We start from the raw sequence: 23,661 nt of genomic DNA, 5'->3' as shown, positions 1-23,661 counted from the left end.
GAGGAGCAACGAATGGCATTCGCAGACAAGGTTGCGATCGTCACGGGCGGCGGATCCGGCATCGGAGAGGCCACCGCGAAAGAGCTCGCGGGGCACGGCGTCAAGGTCGTCGTGACCGACATCAAGCTCGACGCCGCGCAGCGCGTGGTCGACGAGATCACGTCGGCCGGCGACGAGGCGGTCGCGATCCAGGGCGACACCGCGCAGGCCGACGACAGCCGCAAGGCCGTCGAATTCGCCGTCGAGACGTACGGCAAGCTCAACTACGCGTTCAACAACGCGGGCATCGGCGGCCCGTCCGCCCCCACCGGCGAGCTCGACCTCGACGGCTGGAACACGGTGGTCGGCATCAACCTGAACGGCGTCGCCTACGGCCTGCGCTATCAGATCCCGGCCATCCTCGAATCGGGAGCCGCCGAGGGCGCGATCGTCAACATGGCCTCGATCCACGGCACCGTCGCGGCGCTCGGCAACTCCGCCTACACCGCGACGAAGCACGCCGTGGTCGGGCTCACGAAGAACGCCGCCGCAGAATACGGCCCCGCCGGGCTGCGCATCAACGCGGTCGGCCCCGGCTACATCGACACCCCGCTCCTCGCCGGAGCGCCCGCCGAGGTGAAGGAAGGCCTGATCGCCAAGCACCCGCTCGGGCGCCTCGGCCGCCCCGAGGAGATCGCGAAGGTGGTGCGGTTCCTGCTCTCGGACGACGCCTCCTTCGTCTCGGGCGCCTACTACCTGATCGACGGCGGCTACACCGCCGTCTGATCCGTCCGCGAACGGCCCTCCGATCAGCGATCGGGGGGCCGTTCGTCGTTTCGAGGGCGGGCGGGGCGAGGCGAGCGGGCGGAGCGGTCGGGCGGGCGGCGGGGCGGGCGGTGCGGCTCGCCACTGCACCGCTGAGCCGCCGATGCACCCTTTTTTCGCAGGTGCATCGGCGAGCGCGTGGTGCACCGGCGCCCGTTGTTTGGATACACTCGTATCCAAACACGTCCACACGCACCCGGGAGGCCGGCACATGGTACTGACAGCGATCGTGATCTGCGAGGTCGCCTTCTGGGCGGCGATCCTCGCCGGGCTCTCGGCACGGTATCTGCTCCGCAGGGCGAGACTCGGCGCGCTGCTGCTGATGCTCGCCCCCGTCATCGACGTCGTGCTGCTCGCCCTCGTTACGATCGACCTGCTGGGCGGGGGCACCGCCTCCTGGCAGCACGGGCTCGCAGCGATCTACATCGGCGTGTCGGTCGCCTACGGCAGACGCATGGTCGCGTGGGCCGATGTGCGCTTCGCGCATCGGTTCGCGGGCGGGCCAGCCCCCGAGAAGCCGACGGGCATGCGGTACACGGCGAAGTGCTGGAAGGACGTCGTGACCACCCTCATCGCCGTCGCCATCGCCGCGGGCATCCTCGCAGCGATCATCGCCGTCGTGAACGATCCGCAGCGCACCGAGGCGCTGTCGAACTGCTACGGCATCCTGGGCGTCATCCTCGCCATCGACGTCGTCTGGGCGGTGAGCTACACCATCTGGCCCAAGAAGCCCGCGCCGCATCCCGCTTCGCTACGCTCGTAGGCATGCCGCGGAGAATCGACCCAGCCGGCCGCACCGCCGAGATCGCCGCTGCGGCGCTGCGCATTCTCGAGCGCGAGGGGCTCAGCCACCTGTCGGTGCGCGGCGTCGCCGCCGAGAGCGGCGTCGCCCCGGTGTCGCTGCGCCGGCTCTTCCCGACGCAGCAGGCGCTCCGCGAGTACTGCCTCGAGCTCATCCAGGAGCGCGCGACGGCACGGATCGCCGCGCTCGAGCTCGAGGGCCGCGAACTCGCGGAAGCCCTGCTCGCGCAGCTCCTCCCCCTCGACGCGGAGCGCCGGCTCGAGATCGTCGCTCAGGTGCAGCTCGGCGTGCTCGCACTCACCGACCACTTCCTGCGCCCCGCGGCGCAGCGGCTCCACGACGGCGTCGATCGGGCCTGCAGTGCCGCCATCGGCATCCTCGACGATTCGGGCCGGCTCCACGCCGCACGACAGCCCGCCTTCGAGGCGACCCGGCTGCGCGCACTCCTCGACGGCATCGCGATGCAGGGCCTCTGGCGCGGTGACGCCGCCGCACCGGCGGACGCCCTCACAACGCTGTCGCGCCACCTCGACGAGCTCGCGCTGCCGCCTCCGTCGCCGGAGCAGCGCCGCGCGTGAGCTCCACGACGAGCGCCTCCACCCGTGCTCGGATCGCGTCGCGAATCGGGCGCACCGCCTCGACGCCCCGCCCGGCCGGGTCGTCGAGCTCCCAGTCCTCGTATCGCTTGCCGGGGAAGATCGGGCAGGTGTCGCCGCACCCCATCGTGATCACCACATCCGACTCCTGCACGGCCTCCGGCGTCAGCACGCGCGGGCCCGCGGCCGACATGTCGATGCCGACTTCGTCCATCGCGGCGACCGCCGCCGGGTTGAGCGACGAGGCAGGGGCTGAGCCCGCCGACCGCACGTCGATTGAACCGCCCGCCAGGTGCGCGAGGAACGCTGCGGCCATCTGCGACCTGCCGGCGTTGTGCACGCATACGAAGAGCACAGAGGGCCTCGACGAGTCGCCTCTCTGCGTCGAGCTGTGCATCGGATCACCTTCCGCGAGCGTGGGCATGCGTTCACGATAGCGGAGGGCGGTCGTGCCGACGGTCGCGGTCGCAGTCGATCCGCTTCCGTGATCCGACCTGCGCTCGGAACGGCTCGTTTCCTGAGACACTGGTCTCGCTCACTTCGCGACCGACCGATCGTCGCGGAACGAAAGGAAGAGTGACCCATGGGATCGATCCGATACGACGGCCTCACGACGCATTTCGAGGATCGCCTGCTCGCGCACCTGCAGATCGTCATCGTGCAGAAGCTCATGCGCGACGAGCCGTTCCTGATGTCGTGGAAGGACAGCATGAGCGCCGGAGACGGGCGCACCGCGATCTGGATCTCCCCCGAGACCCCGCTGACGTTCAAGTTCCTGGGCAGCCGCGTGCCCGAGATCAACAAGGAGTGGCTGCAGCGCCTCGGTGAGTCGGCGAACGCCACGACCGGGCTCGTCGTCACGAGGGAGGACGGCAAGCTCGCCGTCGCCGAGGCCAGCGGCAACCAGTACCCCGGAAATCTGCGCACCGACCGGAGCGCGTAACGCCGCACTGCGCCCGCCGCAGCACACCTCGGGGCGAAAAGCAACCCCTGCCGCCGTTTGTTTGAACTGACAGACTTCACCCTATGGGGAATTTGGTACACGGGGGACGAGAATACGAGTTCGAGGATCGATTGCTGGCTCACCTGCAATTCGTGATCGGGCAGAAGCTGAAGAAGCAGGAGTGCTTCTTCCTGAGCTGGCACAAGCCGCACGATCAGGGCGATGGGCGGCTGTCGATCTGGCTGTCGCCGTACACGACGGTGGCGTTCCGGTTCTCGGGCAGCCGCGATCCGGAGCTCAGCAAGGTCTGGGTGCGCGCGCTCAACGCGCTGGCCCACACGCCGCGCGGGCTGGTCGCGATCACCGAGGAGGAAGCGGAGCGGTACGTGAAGAAGAATCCGGACCTGATCTGAGACCGCGGCGAACGCCGCCCGACCGAGAGCACTCGGGCGGGCGGCGTTCGTCATTTGCGCGGAGTGCCGCGCCGGATCCGGCCGCCGCCTGCGCGAGCGTCGCCGAGCGGCTCGCCCATTCCGCGCCGCGCCGCGCGAACCCCGGCCTCGCACCCGACGCTCCCGCAAGCTGAAGGCATGAACCTCGCCGACGACGTGCGCTCCTACGACCTCGACGCGCTGCGGGAGCGCGTCCTGCCGGAGACCGCCGGCAGCGTGACGGAGAGCATTCCGCAGCTCGCCGAGGCGGATCCCGATCTCTGCGGCATGGCCCTCGTCGCGATGGACGGCGCGGTGCGCACGAGCTGGCAGGGCGAAGCCGCGTTCAGCATCCAGTCGGCCGTCAAGCCGTTCGTGTTCGCCCTCGCGCTCCAGGACACGGATCGCGCTGCGCTCGAGCGGGTCGGCATCGAGCCCACGGGTGAAGCCTTCGACGCCGTCAAGCTCGAGAGCGGAACCGGTCGTCCGCCCAACCCGATGGTGAACGCCGGCGCGCTCCTGACGAGCTCGATCGTCGACGGCCGTGACGCGGGCGCGCGATCCGAGCGCATCGCGGCGGGCCTCGCTGCGTTCGCCGGGCGACCGCTGCAGGTGGACGAGGAGGTCGCGGCGGCCGAGCAGCGGCTCGGAGACCGCAACCTCGCACTCGCGCACCTGATGCGATCGGAGGGCACGCTGCGGGTCGAGGCGGAGGATGCGATCGGCGTGTACGGCCGCGCCTGCGCGACCCTGGTGGATGCGGCCGCCCTCGCCGTCATGGGCGCGACGCTCGCCTCGGGCGGCGTCAACCCCTGCACGGGCGAACGGGTCGTCTCCCCCGAGGTGGCGCGCGACGTGATCTCGGTGATGGCGACCTGCGGCGTGTACGACGGATCGGGGCGCTGGATGCGCGAGGTGGGGGTGCCGGCGAAGTCGAGCGTCTCGGGCGCGATCGTGCTCGCTTCGCCCGGACTGCTGGGCGCCGCGATCTTCAGCCCCCCGCTCGACGATCAGGGCACGAGCGTGCGGGGCCACCGCGCCAGTGCGCTGCTGAGCGCTGACCTGGGGCTCCACGCCTTCCGCGTTCCGAGGTGATCGCCGCGGCGCACGGTACGTCACGCTTCTCGTGTGTGCAACCCCGTCGCCGCGATGGGGAAACGGGTGTGGGCCGGGCCTCATCGTCGGTCGCAGCAGGGCCGAACCGCGGGCCTCCGAACGGCGACGGAGAGGAAGCGCACGATGTATTTTCACCGGCAAGAACTCCAGCACAAGGCCACTCCCGACAAGCCCGATGCGGTGTACGCACGCAAGCTGCAGGAGGTGCTCGGCGGGCAGTACGGGGAGATCACGGTCGCGCTGCAGTACCAGTTCCAGGCGTGGAACATGCACATCCCCGGCAAGTACCGCGATCTCGTCTTCGGCATCGGCGCCGAGGAGATGGGCCACGTCGAGATGCTCGCCGTGATGATCGCGCAGCTGCTCGAGAAGTCGCCGCTCGGCATCATCGATGAGGCCGTGCAGAACGACCCGACGGTGGCCGCGGTGATCGGCGGCACCGACGTGCAGCAGGGCATCGTCGCCGGCGCCGGCGCCCGGCCGGTCGACAGCAACGGCAACCCGTGGATGGGCAGCTACATCACGAGCAGCGGCAATCTGCTCGCCGACTTCCAGGCGAACGCGAACGCCGAGATGCAGGGGCGCGTGCAGGTCGCACGGCTCTACCACATGACCGACGATCACGGCGTGCGCGATCTCCTCGGCTTCCTGCTCGCCCGCGACACGATGCATCAGAACCAGTGGCTCGCCGCCGCTGCCGAGCTGCAGGCGGAGGGCGTGGAGTCGCTGCCGGTGCCGAGCAACTTCCCGATCGGCAAGGAGAAGCGCGACGTGTCGTACCAGTACATCAACTTCTCGGACGGCGCGGCCGCGAGCGAGGGCAGCTGGGCGTCGGGCCCGACGCCCGACGGGCTCGGCGAGTTCAGCTACCACGAGGCTCCTGAGGCCGGGGTGCCGATGCCGCCGCCCACCCATCCCGACGCGCGCTTCTACGGCACGACCGACGTGCCGAACGTGGTCGAGAAGCTCGCGGGCCGCGCGCAGGACGCGCTGAAGAAGGAGTAGCCGGATCGAGCGGCTGAGCCCAGGCGCGGCGCGCCGCCCGCGGCTCACCCGAACGATCGCCGCGTCGACGCCGATGATGCATGCGGCGATCGCGACGAGGTAGAGCGCCACCGCCCCGTAGCCTCCCGACTGTGCGGGGTTCGTGAACGGGTACGGGTACCAGTCGACGAGCGCCCCGCGAACGAGGGTGTACGCGCCCCAGACGAGGGGGAACGCGGCGGCGAAGGCCAGGTGCCGCCACCGCAGCGCGGGCCGGGAGGGCGCGACGCACCAGAGCGCGACCACGAGGATCGGTCCGAACAGGTGGAGCACCTCGTTCGACCAGCCGAGCGTCGCCTCCTGATCGAGCGAGATGCCCCGCAGCAATGTGTTGTACACCACGCCCGTGGTCGCCATGTAGGTGGTCACGGCGCCGAAGACCCCCCAGAACCACTCGGGCGCGCCCCCACCCCGAGCGGTGACCCATGCTCCGATCGCGAGCGCGGCAGCTGCCGCGACGTTCGACAGGATCGTGAAGAAGCTGAAGAAGTTGACGGTGAAGAAGCCCAGGTCGTCGGGCTCGAAGCTGAGGCTGAAGGCCCACTGGCCGACGACTGCGGCCGCGATCAGCAGCGCCGTGAGCGCCGCGGCGATCGCGAACGCGCGCGGGATCGCCGCCACCGCGTCAGCCGTCCTGCCGAGCCGCGGAACCGCTGCGCCGAGCGCCCCAGCGGGCGAGCAGGTGGAGCACGACGCCGACGGCGATGAGGGCCGCTCCGAAGAGCCACACGGTGCCGCTCTGCTGCGTCATGAGCATCATGCACGATGCGATGCCGAGCACCGGCACGAACGTCCACACCTTGAAGTGCGCGTGCTCGACGCGGTCGCGCCGCAGCACCAGCACGGAGACGTTCGCGCTCAGGAACACGAAGAGCAGCAGCAGCACGACCGTCTCCGCGAGGGTGGCCAGATCGCCGACGAGCGTGAGCAGCGCGGCGACCAGGGTCGTCGCCAGGATCGCGACCCACGGCGTACTCCGCCGGGGCAGCACACGGCCGAGCTGCGCGGGGAGGAGGCCCTGCTCGGCCATGCCGAAGGCGAGGCGGCTCGTCATGATCATGGTCAGCAGCGCTCCGTTCGCGACGGCCACGAGCGCGATGGCGCTGAACACCCACGACGGAATGTGCGATCCGGATGCCTCGACGACGGCCAGCAGCGGACCGCTCGAGGCGGCGAGCTCGTCGGCGGGGAGCGCGATCGAGCTCGCCAGGCCGACCAGCACGTAGACGAGGCCGGCGACGGCGAGCGACGCGAAGAGCGCGCGCGGGTAGGTGCGCGTCGGGTTGCGCACCTCTTCGATCATGTTCGCCGAGGTCTCGAAGCCGACGAACGAGTAGAAGGCGATGATCGCGCCGCCGAGCACCGCAACCGCCGTGTTCGTGCCCTCCGGCCCCTCCATCACGCGCGACACGTCGCCTCCGCCGGAGCCGAGCAGGAGCCCGACGACGACGATGACGATCACGAGCCCGCTGAGCTCGACGGCGGTCATCACCAGGTTCGCGCCGAGCGATTCGCGGATTCCCCGCGCGTTCAGCAGCGCGACGAGCACGAGGAAGAGGATCGCGACGAGCGTGGTCGGCAGTTGCACGAACGTCTGCAGGTACTCCCCTGCGAACGCGATCGCGAGGCCGGCGGCGCTCGTCACGCCGGCGGCGAGCATGCAGAAGCCCACGAGGAACGAGACGACGGGCTTCTTGAAGGCCCGCTCGGCGAAGACGGCCGCGCCACCCGCTCGCGGGTACTTCGTCACGAGCTCGGCGTACGACCCGGCCGTGAGCAGTGCGAGTACCAGGGCGAGCAGCAGCGGCGCCCAGAGCATGCCGCCCACTTCCTCGGAGAGCACACCCATGAGGGCGTAGACGCCGGCGCCGAGCACGTCTCCGAGAATGAAGGCGAAGAGCAGGAGGCCGGATACGGAGCGGCGGAGTTTGGCGTCGGTCGGAGGGGATCCGGCCTCGGTGTCACGCGTCATCGCGCCAGCGTATCGGAGCGCCCGACGCCGACGGACGCCCCTTGACAGGGGCGAGCGGCCCCGCTTACTGGGTGTGCTCGGTCTCGTCTCCCGAGGCGTCCACGATCTGCACGGTGCCGAGAGCCTCGTTCTCGCTCGCGGAGAAGACGGCCTGCGCGAGCGCGTCTCGATCCGCGTCGGCGAGGTCGCCCTCCACGATCACGCGAATCGTATCGGTCGACACGTCCTCGTACTCGTCGATGCGCTCCAGCAGCGCCACCTCCTCCGCACTCACGCCCTCCGCGTCGCCGACCGCCAGGCGATCGTCGATCTGCTCCTCCACCTCATCGCCGAGCCCGTTCGGCGCATCGTGCTGGTCGCGCACCTCGCCCGACCCCTCGGTGGGCGACACCCCGCCGCACCCCGTCGCCCCTCCGAGCAGCGCGAGCGAGATGACACCGGTGGCGACGAGTCTGAGCTTGTTCACTGACATGCCTCGAGACTAGGAAATCGCACTCCCCGCGACGAGGGGGTTGCGTTCTCAGGAACCGTCACCCCGCAGGCGACGGTGCATGCCGACCGCGTCCTCCCTCGTGAACCCGAGCGACTCGTAGACGCCGACCGCGGCGTCGCTCGCGAACAGCCCCACGAAGAGCTCGACGTCGCCCTCCGGCTGCAACAGCTCCAGGAGCCGCTCGACCATGCGCGTCGCGATACCCGATCCCTCGTGCTCGGGATCGACGATCACGTCTTGCACGTAGGCGTACTGCAGCCCGTCGCCGACCGCTCGCGCCATACCCACGACATCGTCGCCCGCGTCGACGCACACCACGCCCGCGAGCGACGCGCGCAGCGAGGCGGCGCGCACCTCGTCGTCGAAATGCGACTGCCATCCCACGGCGGCGGCGAGCGCGGCGTGTTCGTCGGCGGAGGGAGCGCGGTCGAGGATGCGGAGGGTCATGCGTCCACGATACGCGCGCCGGCGCGGCGACGGCAGGGGCCTCGCGATCCGCTAGCCTCGAGCCATGGACGACCGACTGCAATCCGTTGCGCGCAGAACCGAGCGCACCCGTGCCTTCCGCGCGATGGCGCGCGGCGGGTACGCGGCTAGCGGCGTCGTCCACGGCCTCATCGGAGCGCTCGCGATCGCGCTGGTCGTGCGGCACGGTCGCGCAGAGGCGGATCAGGTCGGGGCGCTCACCTCCATCGCGAACGCCCCGTTCGGCCTCGCCGGGCTGTGCGCCGTCGCCGTGCTGCTCTTCGCACTCGGCGTCTTCCACGTCGTGCACGGCTTCGCCCTCGATCGCGACTCCCGCCGGCGCCGCTGGGGGCGTCGGCTCGCCGAGTGGGGTCAGGGCGCCGCCTTCTGCGTCATGGGCGGCATCGCGACGGCGGTCGCCGTCGGTGCGCGCCCCGACCCCGATCGCACCACGCGCGACGCGAGCCGCGGCCTGCTCACGATCCCCGGCGGCACGGTGCTGCTAATCCTCGTCGGCATCGGCGTCGCCGGCGTCGGGGCGGCGTGGATCTGGATGGGCGTCTCGCGCAGCTTCCGCAAGCAGATGAGCATTCCGTCGGGTCGCGGGGGCCGGGCCATCGCGGCGCTCGGGGCGGTGGGCTTCGTCGCGAAGGGCGGCGCCCTCCTCGCGATCGCGGTTCCGCTCGCCGGGGCGGGTTTCAGCGGCGATTCGAGTTCGGCGGGCGCGCTCGACTCCGCGATCACCTCGCTCTACGATCTGCCCGGCGGCCCCGCCATGATCGTCGGGATCGGCGTCGGCTTCCTGGCCTACGGCCTCTTCTGCCTGTTCCGCGCCCGCCTCGCCGACCTCTAGCCCGCCTCGCCGACCCTGAGCAGGCCTCGCCGACCGCTAGCGCTCTGCGGCCTGCGGCGCGGAGGGGGGCGCTGCCGCATCCGCCGCCGGGTCGAGCACCACCTTGATGCAGCCGTCCTCCTTCTTCTGGAAGAGCTCGTACATCTCGGGGGCGCTCGCGAGCGGCACGCGGTGCGTCGTGAGGTCGGCCGTTCCCAGCGGATCCCCCTCCTGCTCGACGAGCGGCAGCAGATCGTCGATCCACCGCTTCACGTTGCACTGGCCCATCTTCAACGTGATCTGCTTGTCGAAGAGCGTCTTCATCGGCAGCGGGTCGGCGTTGCCGACGTACACTCCGCTGATCGAGACGGTGCCGCCGCGGCGCACCAGGTCGATGCCCTGCAGCAGTGCCGCCGTGCGGTCGATACCCGCGTGCTCCATCATCGGGCGCGCGAGCACGTCGGGGAGCGCCCCGATCGCGGTGTGCGCGGCGTGCACGCCGGGGCTGCCGTGCGCCTCCATGCCGACGGCATCGATCACGCCGTCGGGCCCCCGCCCGTCGGAGAAGTCGGTCGCCGCCGCCTCGACGTCGCCCGGTTCGCAGACGGCGATGCCGTGCCGCGCCGCCATCTCCCGGCGCTCGGGCACCGGGTCGACGGCGAGCACGCGCGCGCCGCGGTGCGCGGCGAGCCGCGCCGCGAACTGGCCGACGGGGCCGAGGCCGAGCACGAGCGCGGTGTCGCCGCGCCCCACACCGGCATAGGCGACGCCCTGGGCGGCCGTCGGGAGAATGTCGCTGAGGAAGAGGTAGCGCTCATCGGGGAGCGCGTCGCCCACTGCGATCGTGTTGTAGTCGGCGATGGGCACTCTGAGCAGTTCGGCCTGACCGCCCGGCACCTGGCCGTACAGCTTCGTGTACCCGAAGAGCGCGGCGCCCGAGCCGTACTCGGTCACCTGGGTGCTCTCGCACTGCGACTGCAGGCCGCGCGTGCACATCCAGCACGCGCCGCAGGAGATGTTGAACGGGATGACGACGCGCTGCCCGACCGTGAGCGAGGTCACGCCCGGCCCCACCTCCTCGACCACGCCCATCGTCTCGTGGCCCAGGATGTCGCCCGCGTCGAGGAAGGGGCCGAACAGCTCGTACAGGTGGAGGTCCGAGCCGCAGATCGCGGTCGATGTGACCCTGATGATCGCGTCCCCCGGTTCCTGGATCACCGGATCCGGGACGGTGTCGACCGAGATCTTCCGCTTGCCCTGCCAGGTCACTGCGCGCATGCTGCTCTCCTCTGCTGCTGTTCGATGTGTGAAGAATTGGGGGTGGGGAGGTCGTGGGTGTCGAGGCGAGTCAGGTCACTCGCCGGGCGACAGGCGGGCGAGCACGGCTTCGAGCGCCGCCTCGACCGTCTGCTGCATGACCTCGATGGGGTCGCCCGAGAACGAGAGGTGCTCGACGGCGGTGGGCGATCCTCCCCCGGTCACCGCGAGCACGACCGTGCCCGCGGGCTTGCCCTCGTCGGGCTCGGGGCCGCCCACGCCGGTCACCGCGACCACGATGTCGGCGAGCAGGAGCCGCGCCGTCGACTCCGCCATCGCGATCGCCGTCGGCTCGGTCACCACGGGCCCGCGCGGCGCCCCCAGCAGCGAGTACTTCACCTCGGGGTGGTAGGCGATGACGCCTCCGCGGAACCAGGTGCCGGATTCGGGTGCGGCGGCCAGGGCTGCGCCCAGCTGGCCTCCCGTCAGCGATTCGGCGACGGCGATCGTGGCGCCCGACGCGCCCGCCTGCTCCGCGATGCGCTCGACCAGTCGGTCGACGCGGCCCTCAAGTGCAGATTCGACCATGGATGCTGTACTCCTCTCGTTCCGCAAGCATCGGTGTTGACGCGGCCGACTGTACGGGTGTCGGTTTCTCGGCGCAGGGGCCTTGACGCCTCGGGCCGCGGCACGCAACCCCCTGGGCATGCGCGCCACGGCGCGGCATCGTGGGATCACGAGCGATTCGAGGAGGACTGCAATGCCAGAACGACCCCACGCCGACCCCGCGACCACCCCCGTCGACACCGCCCCCGTCGGCACCACCCCCGCCGACACCGCCGCCGGCGGCGACGACCGCGCGACGCCGCATGCGGCGGGCCTGCGGGTCGCCGTCGTCGGCGCCACCGGCAACGCGGGCACCGCGCTGCTGCGCGCCCTCACCGCCGCCCCCGAGGTGTCGTCGGTGCTCGGCATCGCCCGCCGCATGCCCGACGAGACCGTCGAGCCCTACGCCTCGTGCGAGTGGGCGTCGATCGACATCGCGGCTGCGTCATCCGAGCAGGCTGCCGCGGATGCGCTGCGCGAGGCGTTCGCCGGCGTCGACACGGTCGTGCACCTCGCCTGGCTGATCCAGCCGATCGCGGAGCGGGAGCTGCTGCGCCGCGTCAACGTCGAGGGCACACGGCGCGTGCTGCGCGCAGCGGCCGAGGCCGGCGTCGGCCACGTCGTCATCGCATCCTCGGTGGGCGTGTACGCGGCCGACCCGTCTCGGGCGCTGCGCTCGGAGGACTGGGAGCGCGGCGGCATCGAGTCGTCGCAGTACAGCGTCGACAAGGTGGCGCAGGAGAAGGTGCTCGACGACTTCGCGAGCGCGCACCCCGACGTGGTCGTGACGCGCATGCGCCCCGCGCTCATCTTCCAGGGCGATGCGGCGTCGTCCATCCAGCGCTACTTCCTCGGCAGCGCAGTGCCCGTGCAGGCGCTCGGCCGGGCGAAGCCGCCGGCGCTCCCGCTGCCGAAGGGGCTCCGCGGCGTGCAGGCCGTGCACTCCGACGACGCAGCGGCGGCCTTCACCGCGGCCGTCGTGCAGCGCGCGCCGGGCGCCTTCAACGTCTGCGCCGACGACGTGCTCGGCGCGCAGCAGCTCGCCGACATCATCGACCACGGCCGCTACTTCGAGCTGCCCACCGCGGTCGTCAGAGGATTCGTGACCGCGGCGCACCGAGCGGGCATCGTGTCGGTGGACGCCGGATGGTTCGACCTCGGCCTCGGTGCGCCGCACATGGACAACTCGCGCGCCAAGCGCGAGCTCGGCTGGGAGCCGAAGCACTCCGCGGAGAGCGCCCTGCGCGAGCTGCTGCAGGGCATGATCGACGGCCGCGGTACGGGATCGCTGCCGCTGCGCGCCCGCGACGTCGACGATGCACGGCTCTCCTCGCTCGACGGGCGCGTCGGCGAGGGCGCCGAGGCGGCAACGGGCGGGGGCGGTCCGTCCGCCACCGCGAAGGATCCGTCGGGCGGTCGAGCGGACGGCTCGGGAGAGCTCGACTGGGAGCTGTTCGGGCTGTACCTCTCAGACCATCTCACCGGCGCGACGGCGGGCGCGGAGCGCATGGAGCGGATGTCGGCCGCCTACATCGACACCCCCGTGTACGCGGGTCTCTCGGAGCTCGCCGAGGAGCTGCGGCTCGAACGCGCGTTCCTCGCGCACCTCATCGACGACCTCGAGGTGCGCCGGCGGTTCACCCGCCAGGCCGCCGCCTGGGTCGGCGAGCGCGTCGGCCGGCTGAAGCTCAACGGGCGCACCTTCACGCGCTCGCCCCTCTCGCTGATCCTCGAGCTCGAGCTGCTGCGCAGCGCCGTCATCGGGAAGCTCGGGCTGTGGCAGGTGCTCAGCGAGCACGCACCGGATCTCGACCTCGACGCCTCCGTGTTCGACGAGCTGGGCGAGCGCGCGCTGGCGCAGGCCGAGATGCTGGGGGCGGCGCACGCCTTCGCGCGCAGCCGCGCCTTTCGAGACGGTCGCGACGTCTTCGGCGAGGACGGCGACGCGGCGGCCGCGGTGCCGTCGGGAGCGGAACCCCTCGGCGCGGACGCCGAGGCGGGAGGCGGAGACGTGGACGAGACGCCGGCGATCCCCGCGGATCCTGACGCGGCTGCCGATCCCGAAGCCGCCGGCGACCCCGACGGGCGGCGACGCCGCCGCGGGGATCACGACGATGCGCTCGCCGACGAGTGGGGCGAGGAGTCGTTCCCGGGCAGCGACCCGCCCGCGAACTACTGAGCCGCGCGTGTGAAGGTGAGGTGGGTGACGCCGCTCGGGGTCGTCTCCGCGGCGACCTCGTAGTCGCGCTCCCACCCCTCCAGACCGCGCCAGAGATGCGACCCGCGGCCGAGCAGGATCGGCACCTGCACCACGTGGAGCAGGTCGACGAGCCCCTCGGCGAGGAACCGCCGCACCGTCGAGGGGCCGCCGCCGATCCGCACGTCGAGGCCCTGAGCCGCATCGAACGCGCGTCTCAGGGCCTCTCGCGGCGGTGCGTCGAGGAAATGGAACGTGGTCTCCCCCAGCTGCAGGTCGCCGCGCGGCGTTCCCGTCAGCACGAAGACGGGCGAGTGGAACGGCGGCTCCTCCCCCCACCAGCCGCGCCAATCGGCGTCGCGCTGCCATCCCGGAGGGCCGAACTTCCCGGCCCCCATGATCTCGGCGCCGATGCCCGCGAATGAGCGCCGCGCGTACCGATCGTCCGCCTCCGTCGCGGGGTCGATCGGCACCCGCTCCCGTACGCCCGTCAGCGCCTGGAACGTCGGCGTCGGGAAGAACCACTCCATCAGGCGCGTGCCCGCGTGCCCGAAGGGCGCTTCGCGCGACGGGTGCGCACCCGAGCCGAAGCCGTCGAGCGAGACCGCGAGGTTGTGCACGCGTGCGCTCGGCATGGGGGCTCCTCCCGACGGGTGGGAGCCAGTCTAGGCGCGCGCAGCCGCCGAGTCAGCCGACGAGGCGTCACGCGCAGGCTGCGACCCGCGCACCCGCGAGCGCATGCCCGCCTCGTCGTCGAGCCAGTTCGAGCTCTTGTTCTTCAGCACGAAGATGTACACGAGCAGCGACACGGCGATCACGGCGGTGACGTAGACGATGAACCACGTGACCCGATCCGCCTCGCCCGCGGCCTGATACAGCAGCGGCGCCGTGCCGCCGAACGCGGAGTTCGCGAGCGCGTACCCGAACCCGACGCCGAGGGCGCGGATGTGCGTGGGGAAGAGCTCGGCCTTCACGACGGCGTTGATGGACGTGTAGCCCGTGAGGATCACGAAGCCGACGACGAGGATCGCGAAGGCGATGAACGGGTTCTGCTGCTGCGGCAGCTGCGTGAGGAGCACCCAGGTGTACAGCACGCCGCCGACGCCGAAGAACACGAGCAGCGACTTGCGGCCGACCCGGTCGGAGATCCAGCCGCCGAGCGGCTGGAGCAGCATCAGAATCGTCAGCGCGATGAGGTTGATGACAGTGCTCGCCACGACGTCGCTGCCGGCGAAGGCGCCCTTCACGATCGACGGCCCCGTCACGGAGTACGTGTAGAACGCGACGGTGCCGCCGGCGGTGACCAGGAAGCAGGTGAGGAGCGGGCGCCACTGGTGCACGAGCAGTTCGCGCATCGATCCCGACTCGCGGGATTCGCCCGACCGCACGGCCTGCAGCGTCGCCGTCTCCAGGGTCTCGTCCATGGTGCGACGCAGCCAGATCACCACGAGCGCGCCGGCCCCGCCGATGAGGAAGGCGACGCGCCACCCCCACGAGGCGATGGCCTCGTGCGGCAGGGTGAGCACCATGACGAGCAGCGTCGTCTGGGCGAGCACGTGGCCGCCCACGAGGGTGACGTAGTGGAACGACGACAGGAACCCGCGATGGCCCGACACGGCCGTCTCCGACATGTACGTCGCGCTCGTGCCGTACTCGCCGCCGGTCGCGAAGCCCTGCAGCAGACGCGCGAACACGAGGATCACCACAGCGCCGACGCCGATGGTCTCGGCCGTGGGCGAGAGCGCGATGAGGATCGAGCACGCCGCCATGAGCGACACCGAGATGGTGAGCGACAGGCGGCGCCCGTGGCGGTCGGCGAACCGGCCGAAGAACCACGAGCCGATCGGCCGCATGAGGAACGTGACCGCGAAGATCGCCCAGATGTAGATCGACGAGTTCTCCTCGTCGGAGGCGAAGAACTGCGACTCGAAGTAGGTGGCGAACACCGAGTAGACGTAGACGTCGTACCACTCGACGAGATTGCCCGCCGAGCCCTTGAGTGTGTTCGAGACCGACCGGCGCAGGGTCGGCGAGGTCGCCGTCGACGTTGACATTGACAGTCCAATCATCAGGGGTGGGAGCTGACGCGGCTCGGCTGAGCTGCAGTCCCATTCTGCGAGCCCGCGCGGGCGTGCGGGCGAAAGTCTTAACACTGCCTTAACACTCGTGACACACGGGAGCGGCGGCATACTGGAAGGCATGCGTGTGCTGGTGACCGAAGACGATGCCTCGGTCTCCGCAGCCCTCGCGGGAGCGCTCGCCCGCGCCGGGCACAGCTGCGATCGCGTGACGAGCGGCGGCGCGATGCTGCAGCAGCACCGGAGCGCCGACATCGTGCTGCTCGACCTCGGCCTCGACGATATGGACGGGCTCACCGCGCTCGAGCAGCTGCGCGCCGTGAGCGAGATCCCCGTGATCGTGGTCACCGCCCGCGGCGACGAGCGCTCGACCGTGCAGGCGCTGCGGCTCGGCGCCGACGACTACCTCGTGAAGCCCGTGCGCCTGCACGAACTGCTCGCCCGACTCGCCGCCGTCGCGCGCCGCTACACCGGCCTCGCCACCGACCGCATCGAGCTGGGCGAGGTCGTCGTCGATGAGTCCGAGCGGCGGGTGCTGCATCGGGGCGCCGCGATCGCGCTCACCCCCACCGAGTGCGCGCTGCTCGCGGTGCTGGCGCGGCACGCGGATGCGGTGGTCGGTCGCCAGCAACTGCTCGACGCCGTCTGGGGAGACTCCTACTCGGCGACCTCCCGAGCATTCGACGTGCACCTCGCCGGGCTGCGCCAGAAGCTGCCGATGCTGCGCATCACCACCATCCGGGGCCGCGGGTTCCGCCTCGAGAGGCCGCGATGAGGTTCCGCGTGCTGCTCCCCCTGTTCGTCTTCGGCGTGCTCGCGGTCACCGCGATCCTCATCCCCGTCGGCGCCGCGATCGCGGAGTCGCGCACCCAGGAGCTCCAGCTGCAGCGCGGCGCGGCGCTGCAGCAGATCGCGCAGCGGGCCTCCGCCGCCCTGGCGGCCGACGACCCCGGAGAGCTGGATCGCTACCTGAACCGATTCTCCGAGACGTTCGGCGAGGCCGTCGTCGTCGTCGACGGGGCGGGCGCGCGTCTCACGGGATCGGGCGCCCCCGTCGACGACGCCGCGATCAGCGCCGTGATCTCGGGTGCGCTCCGCGGCGTTCCGCAGCGCGACCTCGGCACCGTGACCCCGTGGAGCGAGCCGAACGCCGTCATCGCCGCCCCCGTCACCCTCGACGGCCGCACCCCCGAAGGAGCGGTGGCCCTGCAGGTCGACCAGCAGGCGGCGCAGCGCGACATCGCCGCGGGATGGGCGACCATCGTCTCGGTCGGGGCGGCGCTGCTGTTCGCCGTGCTGCTCGCGTCCGTCCTCTGGACGCGGTGGGTGCTGCGCCCCGTCTCCGCCCTCGACACCGCCGCGAACGCCCTCGCGGAGAACCGGGCGTACGCCCTCGACGCCGACGCCGGCCCGCCCGAACTGCGACGCCTCTCCCGATCCTTCGCGCGCATGGCGCGCAGCGTCGAACTCGCGCTCGACCAGCAGCACGGGCTGGTGGCCGACGCCTCGCACCAGCTGCGGAACCCGCTCGCCGCTATCCGCCTGCGCATCGACGGGCTTCCGCGCGGGGTCGACGCGGGCGGCGACGGGCGCGACGAGGAGATCGCTGCGATCGAGCGCGACCTCGATCGCCTGGAGCACACCGTGGCGCGGATGCTCGCGCTCGCGAACGCCGAGCACCGCGCGACGGCCGCCGCGAGCGGGCACGGTGCGGCGGCCAGCGAGGCCTCGCCCCCGGCGAGCGACGACCTCCCCGTCTCCGTCTCCGCGGCCCGGCTCATCGCACCCCACCTCGCCCGCCTCGCCGACGCCGGGATCGCCGTGATCGCCGACGAGCAGCCGCACATGCTGCGCTTCCGCAGGCACGACCTCGCAGAGGTCGTGGAGCTCGTCGCCGACAACGTCGCGAAGTACGCCCCCGGCTCGACCTTCCGCGTCGAGCTGACGCCGTGCGGTTCCGATGAGGGCGCGGGGCGCACCGGCCGCGCTGGGGGCGCGGGGCCCGCCACCGCGCTCGTGATGAGCGACTCCGGCCCGGGGCTCGCGACGACGGAGATCGCACTCGTCGGCAGACGGTTCTGGCGCGCCCCCGCGCACGCGCAGCTGCCGGGGAGCGGGCTGGGGCTCGCGATCGTCGAGCAGCTCGCGCGGGCCAACGACGCTGAAGTCGTGGTCGATCGCGCTCCCACCGGCGGCCTGCGCATCAGCATCATCGCGGGAGCCGCGTGATGGGCGCGAGGATCGGGCGCGGCATGCCCGGCGCCCGCGTCTCGCGCCGGGGCCTGCTGCTCGGCGGCGTCGCGGGCTGGGCGCTGGCGCTCGCCGGCTGCGCCCCCGCGCGCACGCGGGATCTCGCGCTGGCCTGCGGCGAACCGGGCGGCGCCTACCTGCAGTTCGGCGAGCTGCTGGCCGACGCGCTCGCAGCGCGCGCGGGAGCCGCGCTCGACCTGCACGTGACCCACGGCAGCGCGGAGAACCTCGAGATGCTCGCGAGCGGAGAGGCGGATCTGGGCCTGTCGCTGGCCGATACCGCGAACGAGACCGCCGCGTCGCACGACCTCGCGGCGATCGGCCGCGTGTACCAGAACTACCTGCAGTGCCTCGTGCTCGCGACGAGCGACATCGCATCGATCGCCGATCTCGCCGGGCGCCGCGTCTCGATCGGAGCGCCCGGGTCGGGAAGCTCGCGCACCACGAGGCGGCTGCTGGAGGCGGCCCTGCCCGCCGCGGGCGGCACCGCGCCTCAGGCGACCGAGCTCGAACTCGCGGCCGCGCTGCGGGCGCTCGCGGAGGGCGGCATCGACGCGCTGTTCTGGTCGGGCGGCATCCCCACCCCCGAGATCACCGCTGCCGCGAGCGCGCACCCCGTGCGGGTGATCGACCTCGGCGATGCGGTCGCGCCCCTGCGGGCGGCGCATCCGCGGGAGTACCTCGACGCGCGCATCCCCGCCGGCGTGTACGGCACGACGCGCACGACCGCGACAGTCGGCATCTCGAACCTGCTGATGTGCCGCGCCGACCTGGCGCGCGATGCGGCGCGCGCGCTCGTCGACGTGCTCGTCGGCGACGCGACCCGGCTCGTTCCGACCGGATCGGTGGGGCTCCAGTACCTCGCCCTCGACACCCTCATCGACACGGGAGACGTGCCGCTGCACCCCGCGGCGATGGAGCGCTACCGCGAGCACTACCGCTGAGCCGTGGCGGGAGCGCTCGCGCCTCGCGCGGCGCGCTCCGGTCAGCGGTCGTCGAGGGCCGCGCCCCTGCGGTCGACGAGCCCCCACGCGGCGCCCGCCGCCACGATGAAGAAGACCGCGAACACGGTGAAGGTGAGACCCGGCCCGCCAGCCGCGAGCAGCACCGGAACGAGCAGGGGCGCGGCGATCGACGCGATGCGCCCCACGCCCGCGGCCCACCCCGCCCCGGTCGCCCGCGACGAGGTGGGGTAGATCTCGGGCGTCACCGCGTACAGCGCACCCCAGGCTCCGAGATTGAAGAACGACAGCGCCATGCCCGAGGCGATGATCGCCGACTCCGTGTGCACGGTGCCGAACACGATCGCCGATGCCGCCGATCCAACGAGGAACACCGAGAGGGTCAGACGTCGGCCCCAGACCTCGATCAGCCAGGCGGCGACCGCGTACCCGGGCAGCTGCGCGAGCGTGATCACCAGGGTGAACCCGAACGAGCGCACCAGACTGAAACCGGCGTCGACGAGGATGCTCGGAATCCAGATGAAGGCTCCGTAGTACGCGAAGTTCACGCAGAACCAGACCACCCAGATCGAGAGGGTGCGGCCGCGGAACTCCGCGGACCAGAGCGCCGCGAGCCGGCCGCCCGTCGTGACGGCGACCGGAGCAGCGGGTGCGCTCGGCGAAGCTGGCGCGTGAGCTCCGGCGACCGGAGCAGCGGGTGCATCGGGTGCATCGGGTGCATCGGGTGCCGGCGCCGTCGCAGGCGCAGCGCTCGGCGCCCTCCGCGATCCCGCCGCCTCGAACGATGCGACGATCGCCTCCGCCTGCTCCGCGCGCCCCCGACCCGCGAGCCACCGCGGCGATTCGGGCAGCCCCCAGCGCACGACGAGCGCGTACACCGCCGGGATCGCTCCGAGCGCGAACGCCCACCGCCAGCCGTGCTCGGAGGCGGGAACCACGAAGTACCCGATGACGGCCGCGGCCGTCCAGCCCACCGCCCAGAACGCTTCGAGGATGACGATGAGGCGGCCGCGGATGCGGGCCGGCGCGAACTCGCTCACGTACGTCGATGCGACGGGCAGCTCGGCCCCGAGCCCGAGCCCGACGAAGAACCGCAGCACGAGCAGCAGGCCGACGCCGCCGACCAGGGCGCTCGCGCCGGTGGCGACGCCGTAGACGAGCAGGGTCACGGCGAACACCTGCCGCCTGCCGAACCGGTCGGCGAGCAGCCCGCCGAGGCTCGCGCCGACCGCCATGCCCGCGAACCCGACCGACGCGATGAGGCCGCTCTGGCCCTTGTCGATGCCCCACTGCTGGGCCAGCGCCGCGATGATGAACGAGATCAGGCCGACATCCATCGCGTCGAGCGCCCAGCCGATCCCGGAGCCGCCGAGCACCCTGCCGTGCTTGCGCGTGAAGGGGAGCGCGTCGAGCCGCTGCGCGAGCGAACGCCGCTCGACCGTCGAAGTACCGTTCATGGGATCATCGTAGGGGCAAAGCGGAGCGCACGGCGGCGTGCGACGTCGTGCGACGTCGCGGGGTGGCGCGCGGCGTCGTGCGGCGGCGCGGGGCGTCGTGCGGCGTCGCGCGGCGGCTTCCGTGAGGGATGCGGCTTCGGTGAGGGCGGCGACCCGCGAAGCGTCTCACCGAAGCCGAATCTCTCACCGAGGATCAGCCGCGCGCCGGCAGAGCCGCCGCGCACCCGCGCCTCGAAGCCCCCGCGCCTCGAAGCCCCCGCGCCTCGAAGCCCCCGCGCCTCAGCACTCGATGACGTTGACGGCGAGCCCGCCCATCGAGGTCTCCTTGTACTTGTCGCTCATGTCGCGCCCGGTCTCCCGCATCGTCGCGATGACCTGGTCCAGGCTGACGTGGTGGTCGCCGTCGCCCATCAACGCCATCTTCGCGGCATTCACCGCTTTCGACGCGGCGATCGCGTTGCGCTCGATGCAGGGGATCTGCACGAGCCCGCCGATGGGGTCGCACGTAAGGCCGAGATTGTGCTCCATCGCGATCTCCGCGGCGTTCTCCACCTGCTCGGGCGTTCCGCCGAGCACCTGTGCGAGCCCCGCAGCGGCCATCGACGACGCCGACCCGACCTCTCCCTGGCAGCCGACCTCGGCCCCCGAGATCGACGCCTGCTCCTTGTAGAGCACGCCGATCGCGCCGGCGGCGAGCAGGAAGTCGGCGACCGCGCGCTCCCGCTCCTCCCCCGTCCACGTCGGGGCACCCGGCGCGTAGTGCGTCGCGTAGAAGAGCACGGCGGGGATGATGCCCGCCGCGCCGTTCGTCGGCGCCGTGACGACGCGCCCGCCGGTCGCGTTCTCCTCGTTGACGGCGAGCGCGACGAGGTTGATCCACTCCTGCCAGTACACGGGGTCGCGATCCGGGTCTCGCTGCGAGAGGCGGCGATGCCATTCGGGGGCGCGACGGCGCACGTCGAGCCCGCCCGGGAGCACGCCGGTGCGCGCAAGCGCGGCGTTCTTGCAGGCCTCCATGACCTCCCAGATGTGCGCGAGCCCCTCCGAGACCTCGGTCGCGGTGCGCTGCACCCGCTCGTTGGCGAGCATCACCTCGGCGATGGTGAGCCGGTTGCTGCGGGCGTGCGCCAGCAGCTCCGCCGCAGTGGTGAACGGGTACGGCTGCTCGGCGGAGCGCTGCGAGCGGCGGTCGAGCACCGCCTCCTCCGCGCCCTCGCGCACCACGAAGCCGCCGCCGACCGAGAAGTACGTCTCCTCGGCGATCACCCCGCCTGCCGCATCGGCGACGGCGAAGCGCATGCCGTTCGTGTGCCGCGGCAGCAGCGTGAGAGGGTGCAGCACGATGTCGCTCGCGGCGAAGCGCAGGATCGCGGTGGGCCCGCCCAGCTGCTCCCCCATGCGCAGCTCGCCGGTGCGCTCCAGGCGGGCGAGCGCCGCGTCGACCTGCTCGGGCAGCACCGTCTCGGGATCGAATCCCTCGAGTCCGAGGAGCACCGCGGTGAAGGTGCCGTGGCCGCGCCCCGTCGCCGCGAGCGAGCCGTACAGGTCGACGCGGAGCGACGACACCGCTGCGAGACCGCTGCCCGCAGCGGCGCCGCGGCCGGCGTCGATTCCCGTGGGCGCAGCAGCTCCCGCGCCCGCAGCGTCGACCGCGCGGGCGTCGCCCCGGGCGACGCGCGCCGCGAACTCGCGGGCGGCGCGCATCGGACCCACGGTGTGCGAGCTCGACGGCCCGATGCCCACCGTGAAGAGGTCGAACACGCTGACGGGCATGGACGTGCGCCGATCGCGCCTACGCGGAGACCTGCGCGTCGTTGTCGGACGCGTACTGGTCGGCGTCGAGCAGCGGCCCCTCCTCGGTCACGGCGACCTTGAACAGCCAGGCCGCCCCGTAGGGGTCGGCGTTGAGCTGTGCCGGGTCGGCGACGACCGCGTCGTTCACCTCGACGACCTCGCCGGCCACCGGCGAGAAGATCTCGGAGACCGACTTGGTGGATTCGACTTCTCCGACGACGGCGCCGACCTCGATGGCGGCGCCGACCTCGGGCAGGTCGACGTAGACGATCTCTCCGAGCGCGTCGGCCGCCACTTCTGAGATGCCGACGACGGCGGGGCTGTCGTTCGTGACCCACTCGTGCTCTGCGGAGTACCGGAGGCCGGCCTTGACGTTGCTCATGGTGCGTGTTTCCTATCTGGTGTGTGGCGGTGGTGGGAGTGCGGTGCCGGGTCGCCGGTGCGCTACCGCGCGCGGCGGTAGAACGGCGGTTCGACGACGGTGAAGGGCTCTGCCCGGCCGCGCAGGTCGACGTCGACCCGCGTTCCGGGAGCGGCGTGCTGCCGCGCGACGAACGCGAGGGCGATGGGGTGCCCGAGCGTCGGGCTCGGCTGCCCGCTGGTGACACGGCCGATCGGCTCTCCGTCGACGAGCACGGCGTAGCCGGCGCGGGCGGCGCGCCGCCCCTCGCCGCGGAGGCCGACGAGCACGGTCTCGGGGTCGGCGTCGCGGCGGGCCTCGAGCGCCCGGCGCCCGACGAACGTCTCGGGCTTCGCGAACGAGACGATCGGCCCGAGCCCCGCCTCGAACGGGGTGACGTCGCGGCTCAGCTCGTTGCCGTACAGGGGCATGCCCGCTTCGAGCCGCAGCGAGTCGCGGGCCGCGAGCCCGGCGGCGATGAGCCCGTGGGGTTCGCCGGCGGCGAGCAGCGCCCGCCACAGCTCCGGCGCCTCGGCGTTCGGCAGGTACAGCTCGAAGCCGTCCTCCCCCGTGTAGCCCGTGCGCGCGAGCAGCACCGGGTGGCCGGCGACCGTCGCCTGCTCGGCGGCGTAGTACTTCATGCCGGTCACGAGCTCGTGCTGCTCCTCGGGAACGACGTCGAGCAGGATCGCGGCGGCGTTCGGCCCCTGCACCGCGATCAGGCTGAGCTGCTCCGACTGGTCGTCGATCTCGACGTCGAATCCGGCGGCGCGGTCGGCGAAGGCCGCCGCGACGACGCCCGCGTTGCCCGCGTTGGGCACGACGAGATAGACGTCGTCGGCGAGGCGGTAGCTGATGAGGTCGTCGATGATCCCGCCGTCGTCGTCGCAGATCAGCGAGTACTTCGCGCGGCCCACCGCGACTGCGCCGAGGTTGCCCACGAGGGCGGTGTTCAGGAACGCGGCGGCGTCGGGCCCCGACACCCGGATCTCGCCCATGTGCGAGAGGTCGAACAGGCCGGCGGCGCCGCGCACGGCGCGGTGCTCGGCGAGTTCGGAGCCGTAGCGCAGCGGCATGTCCCAGCCGCCGAAATCGGTGAACGCGGCGCCGAGCGCGGCGTGCTCGGCGTGCAGTGCGGTCTGCTTCGGAGTGCTCATCGTGC

24 protein-coding genes and 1 pseudogene are annotated in these 23,661 nt (G+C 72.0%); 12 read left to right on the top strand and 13 right to left on the bottom strand.

The features are described from left to right. Positions 1-12 precede the first annotated feature (12 nt). The 3 genes from BLT44_RS08260 to BLT44_RS08250 all read left to right on the top strand — a co-directional run bounded on the left by BLT44_RS08260 (position 13) and on the right by BLT44_RS08250 (position 2,184). Positions 13-765, top strand: coding sequence for an SDR family NAD(P)-dependent oxidoreductase (locus BLT44_RS08260; protein ID WP_010157601.1), 753 nt, complete (start codon positions 13-15; stop codon positions 763-765). A gap of 250 nt (positions 766-1,015) precedes the next feature. Continuing rightward, a complete protein-coding gene (locus BLT44_RS08255) occupies positions 1,016-1,567 on the top strand; it encodes a hypothetical protein (protein WP_010157603.1) in 552 nt (183 codons plus the stop codon). 2 nt (positions 1,568-1,569) lie between these two features. After that, positions 1,570-2,184: a TetR/AcrR family transcriptional regulator gene (locus BLT44_RS08250; protein ID WP_010157604.1), complete on the top strand. Its 615-nt coding sequence runs from the start codon at positions 1,570-1,572 to the stop codon at positions 2,182-2,184. Here the strand turns inward: BLT44_RS08250 and BLT44_RS08245 are convergent. Then, positions 2,114-2,599, bottom strand: a complete 486-nt coding sequence (locus tag BLT44_RS08245; protein ID WP_050803202.1) for an arsenate reductase ArsC — start codon at positions 2,597-2,599, stop codon at positions 2,114-2,116. The genes BLT44_RS08250 and BLT44_RS08245 overlap by 71 nt on opposite strands. A 186-nt stretch (positions 2,600-2,785) precedes the next feature. On the opposite strand from BLT44_RS08245, the gene BLT44_RS08240 reads away from it, so the two are divergent. The 4 genes from BLT44_RS08240 to BLT44_RS08225 all read left to right on the top strand — a co-directional run bounded on the left by BLT44_RS08240 (position 2,786) and on the right by BLT44_RS08225 (position 5,697). Further along, positions 2,786-3,145, top strand: a complete 360-nt coding sequence (locus BLT44_RS08240; RefSeq protein WP_010157606.1) for a DUF7882 family protein — start codon at positions 2,786-2,788, stop codon at positions 3,143-3,145. A gap of 83 nt (positions 3,146-3,228) precedes the next feature. Continuing rightward, positions 3,229-3,558: a DUF7882 family protein gene (locus tag BLT44_RS08235; RefSeq protein WP_029608378.1), complete on the top strand. Its 330-nt coding sequence runs from the start codon at positions 3,229-3,231 to the stop codon at positions 3,556-3,558. A gap of 177 nt (positions 3,559-3,735) precedes the next feature. After that, positions 3,736-4,671 (top strand): glutaminase A, encoded by a 936-nt coding sequence (gene glsA / locus BLT44_RS08230; protein WP_010157608.1) that lies wholly within the window; start codon positions 3,736-3,738, stop codon positions 4,669-4,671. Between the two features lie 144 nt (positions 4,672-4,815). Next, on the top strand, positions 4,816-5,697 hold the full coding sequence (locus BLT44_RS08225; RefSeq protein ID WP_010157609.1) for a manganese catalase: 882 nt from the start codon (positions 4,816-4,818) through the stop codon (positions 5,695-5,697). Positions 5,698-5,748: 51 nt separating this feature from the next. Here BLT44_RS08225 and BLT44_RS14960 read toward each other — a convergent pair. The 4 genes and pseudogenes from BLT44_RS14960 to BLT44_RS08210 all read right to left on the bottom strand — a co-directional run. Beyond that, a pseudogene (locus BLT44_RS14960) lies at positions 5,749-6,357 on the bottom strand (Pr6Pr family membrane protein); the annotation flags it as partial. 4 nt (positions 6,358-6,361) lie between these two features. Continuing rightward, a complete protein-coding gene (locus tag BLT44_RS08220; protein ID WP_010157610.1) occupies positions 6,362-7,708 on the bottom strand; it encodes an APC family permease in 1,347 nt (448 codons plus the stop codon). A gap of 64 nt (positions 7,709-7,772) precedes the next feature. Then, a complete protein-coding gene (locus BLT44_RS08215) occupies positions 7,773-8,180 on the bottom strand; it encodes a hypothetical protein (protein WP_074690136.1) in 408 nt (135 codons plus the stop codon). A 48-nt stretch (positions 8,181-8,228) separates the two neighbouring features. After that, on the bottom strand, positions 8,229-8,648 hold the full coding sequence (locus BLT44_RS08210) for a GNAT family N-acetyltransferase (RefSeq protein WP_010157612.1): 420 nt from the start codon (positions 8,646-8,648) through the stop codon (positions 8,229-8,231). A 64-nt stretch (positions 8,649-8,712) separates the two neighbouring features. Between BLT44_RS08210 and BLT44_RS08205 the strand changes: the two genes are divergently transcribed. Further along, entirely contained in the window at positions 8,713-9,519 is an 807-nt protein-coding gene (locus tag BLT44_RS08205) for a DUF1206 domain-containing protein (protein ID WP_010157613.1), read from the top strand. A gap of 36 nt (positions 9,520-9,555) precedes the next feature. Here the strand turns inward: BLT44_RS08205 and BLT44_RS08200 are convergent, their stop codons facing one another. Beyond that, entirely contained in the window at positions 9,556-10,776 is a 1,221-nt protein-coding gene (locus BLT44_RS08200) for an alcohol dehydrogenase catalytic domain-containing protein (RefSeq protein ID WP_074690134.1), read from the bottom strand. Between the two features lie 75 nt (positions 10,777-10,851). Next, positions 10,852-11,343 (bottom strand): CinA family protein, encoded by a 492-nt coding sequence (locus tag BLT44_RS08195; protein WP_074690132.1) that lies wholly within the window; start codon positions 11,341-11,343, stop codon positions 10,852-10,854. A 172-nt stretch (positions 11,344-11,515) separates the two neighbouring features. Between BLT44_RS08195 and BLT44_RS08190 the strand changes: the two genes are divergently transcribed. Further along, entirely contained in the window at positions 11,516-13,540 is a 2,025-nt protein-coding gene (locus BLT44_RS08190; RefSeq protein WP_244887472.1) for an NAD-dependent epimerase/dehydratase family protein, read from the top strand. Here BLT44_RS08190 and BLT44_RS08185 read toward each other — a convergent pair. Then, on the bottom strand, positions 13,534-14,193 hold the full coding sequence (locus BLT44_RS08185; RefSeq protein ID WP_010157616.1) for a dihydrofolate reductase family protein: 660 nt from the start codon (positions 14,191-14,193) through the stop codon (positions 13,534-13,536). The two genes, BLT44_RS08190 and BLT44_RS08185, sit on opposite strands and share 7 nt — an antisense overlap. A 30-nt stretch (positions 14,194-14,223) precedes the next feature. Beyond that, positions 14,224-15,612, bottom strand: a complete 1,389-nt coding sequence (locus tag BLT44_RS08180; RefSeq protein ID WP_010157618.1) for an MFS transporter — start codon at positions 15,610-15,612, stop codon at positions 14,224-14,226. Between the two features lie 145 nt (positions 15,613-15,757). Here BLT44_RS08180 and BLT44_RS08175 point away from each other — a divergent pair, with 145 nt between their 5' ends. From BLT44_RS08175 to BLT44_RS08165, 3 genes are read left to right on the top strand one after another with little or no spacing between them, the layout of a single operon-like run. Further along, positions 15,758-16,411 (top strand): response regulator transcription factor, encoded by a 654-nt coding sequence (locus tag BLT44_RS08175; RefSeq protein WP_010157619.1) that lies wholly within the window; start codon positions 15,758-15,760, stop codon positions 16,409-16,411. Positions 16,412-16,419: 8 nt separating this feature from the next. Continuing rightward, entirely contained in the window at positions 16,420-17,865 is a 1,446-nt protein-coding gene (locus BLT44_RS08170; protein WP_010157620.1) for a sensor histidine kinase, read from the top strand. A 23-nt stretch (positions 17,866-17,888) separates the two neighbouring features. Beyond that, positions 17,889-18,830, top strand: a complete 942-nt coding sequence (locus tag BLT44_RS08165; protein WP_074690349.1) for a TAXI family TRAP transporter solute-binding subunit — start codon at positions 17,889-17,891, stop codon at positions 18,828-18,830. Between the two features lie 41 nt (positions 18,831-18,871). Here BLT44_RS08165 and BLT44_RS08160 read toward each other — a convergent pair whose 3' ends face one another. The 4 genes from BLT44_RS08160 to gcvT form a co-directional block, all read right to left on the bottom strand. Further along, complete coding sequence (locus BLT44_RS08160; protein WP_010157622.1) at positions 18,872-20,305, bottom strand: MFS transporter; 1,434 nt, start codon at positions 20,303-20,305, stop codon at positions 18,872-18,874. Positions 20,306-20,584: 279 nt separating this feature from the next. Next, positions 20,585-22,078, bottom strand: a complete 1,494-nt coding sequence (locus BLT44_RS08155) for an L-serine ammonia-lyase (protein ID WP_074690130.1) — start codon at positions 22,076-22,078, stop codon at positions 20,585-20,587. 19 nt (positions 22,079-22,097) lie between these two features. Next, positions 22,098-22,481 carry a glycine cleavage system protein GcvH gene (gcvH, locus tag BLT44_RS08150; protein ID WP_074690128.1) on the bottom strand — a complete coding sequence of 128 codons (384 nt, stop codon included), beginning with the start codon at positions 22,479-22,481 and terminating at the stop codon, positions 22,098-22,100. A 62-nt stretch (positions 22,482-22,543) separates the two neighbouring features. Beyond that, entirely contained in the window at positions 22,544-23,656 is a 1,113-nt protein-coding gene (gcvT, locus tag BLT44_RS08145) for a glycine cleavage system aminomethyltransferase GcvT (protein WP_074690126.1), read from the bottom strand. Between the last annotated feature and the right edge of the window lie 5 nt (positions 23,657-23,661).

This window comes from Leucobacter chromiiresistens (assembly GCF_900102345.1).
GTDB classification, from domain to species: Bacteria; Actinomycetota; Actinomycetes; order Actinomycetales; family Microbacteriaceae; genus Leucobacter; species Leucobacter chromiiresistens.
Note: the sequence above shows the minus strand (reverse complement) of the source record. Positions and strands in the feature narration are given on the sequence as shown.

Excerpts from the sequence above, each read along its gene's own strand:
- BLT44_RS08260 (WP_010157601.1), top strand. The coding sequence starts at position 13 with ATGGCATTCGCAGACAAGGTTGCGATCGTCACGGGCGGCGGATCCGGC.
- BLT44_RS08255 (WP_010157603.1), top strand. The coding sequence starts at position 1,016 with ATGGTACTGACAGCGATCGTGATCTGCGAGGTCGCCTTCTGGGCGGCG.
- BLT44_RS08250 (WP_010157604.1), top strand. The coding sequence starts at position 1,570 with ATGCCGCGGAGAATCGACCCAGCCGGCCGCACCGCCGAGATCGCCGCT.
- BLT44_RS08245 (WP_050803202.1), bottom strand. The coding sequence starts at position 2,599 with ATGCACAGCTCGACGCAGAGAGGCGACTCGTCGAGGCCCTCTGTGCTC.
- BLT44_RS08240 (WP_010157606.1), top strand. The coding sequence starts at position 2,786 with ATGGGATCGATCCGATACGACGGCCTCACGACGCATTTCGAGGATCGC.
- BLT44_RS08235 (WP_029608378.1), top strand. The coding sequence starts at position 3,229 with ATGGGGAATTTGGTACACGGGGGACGAGAATACGAGTTCGAGGATCGA.
- glsA (WP_010157608.1), top strand. The coding sequence starts at position 3,736 with ATGAACCTCGCCGACGACGTGCGCTCCTACGACCTCGACGCGCTGCGG.
- BLT44_RS08225 (WP_010157609.1), top strand. The coding sequence starts at position 4,816 with ATGTATTTTCACCGGCAAGAACTCCAGCACAAGGCCACTCCCGACAAG.
- BLT44_RS08220 (WP_010157610.1), bottom strand. The coding sequence starts at position 7,708 with ATGACGCGTGACACCGAGGCCGGATCCCCTCCGACCGACGCCAAACTC.
- BLT44_RS08215 (WP_074690136.1), bottom strand. The coding sequence starts at position 8,180 with ATGTCAGTGAACAAGCTCAGACTCGTCGCCACCGGTGTCATCTCGCTC.
- BLT44_RS08210 (WP_010157612.1), bottom strand. The coding sequence starts at position 8,648 with ATGACCCTCCGCATCCTCGACCGCGCTCCCTCCGCCGACGAACACGCC.
- BLT44_RS08205 (WP_010157613.1), top strand. The coding sequence starts at position 8,713 with ATGGACGACCGACTGCAATCCGTTGCGCGCAGAACCGAGCGCACCCGT.
- BLT44_RS08200 (WP_074690134.1), bottom strand. The coding sequence starts at position 10,776 with ATGCGCGCAGTGACCTGGCAGGGCAAGCGGAAGATCTCGGTCGACACC.
- BLT44_RS08195 (WP_074690132.1), bottom strand. The coding sequence starts at position 11,343 with ATGGTCGAATCTGCACTTGAGGGCCGCGTCGACCGACTGGTCGAGCGC.
- BLT44_RS08190 (WP_244887472.1), top strand. The coding sequence starts at position 11,516 with ATGCCAGAACGACCCCACGCCGACCCCGCGACCACCCCCGTCGACACC.
- BLT44_RS08185 (WP_010157616.1), bottom strand. The coding sequence starts at position 14,193 with ATGCCGAGCGCACGCGTGCACAACCTCGCGGTCTCGCTCGACGGCTTC.
- BLT44_RS08180 (WP_010157618.1), bottom strand. The coding sequence starts at position 15,612 with ATGTCAACGTCGACGGCGACCTCGCCGACCCTGCGCCGGTCGGTCTCG.
- BLT44_RS08175 (WP_010157619.1), top strand. The coding sequence starts at position 15,758 with ATGCGTGTGCTGGTGACCGAAGACGATGCCTCGGTCTCCGCAGCCCTC.
- BLT44_RS08165 (WP_074690349.1), top strand. The coding sequence starts at position 17,889 with ATGCCCGGCGCCCGCGTCTCGCGCCGGGGCCTGCTGCTCGGCGGCGTC.
- BLT44_RS08160 (WP_010157622.1), bottom strand. The coding sequence starts at position 20,305 with ATGAACGGTACTTCGACGGTCGAGCGGCGTTCGCTCGCGCAGCGGCTC.
- BLT44_RS08155 (WP_074690130.1), bottom strand. The coding sequence starts at position 22,078 with ATGCCCGTCAGCGTGTTCGACCTCTTCACGGTGGGCATCGGGCCGTCG.
- gcvH (WP_074690128.1), bottom strand. The coding sequence starts at position 22,481 with ATGAGCAACGTCAAGGCCGGCCTCCGGTACTCCGCAGAGCACGAGTGG.
- gcvT (WP_074690126.1), bottom strand. The coding sequence starts at position 23,656 with ATGAGCACTCCGAAGCAGACCGCACTGCACGCCGAGCACGCCGCGCTC.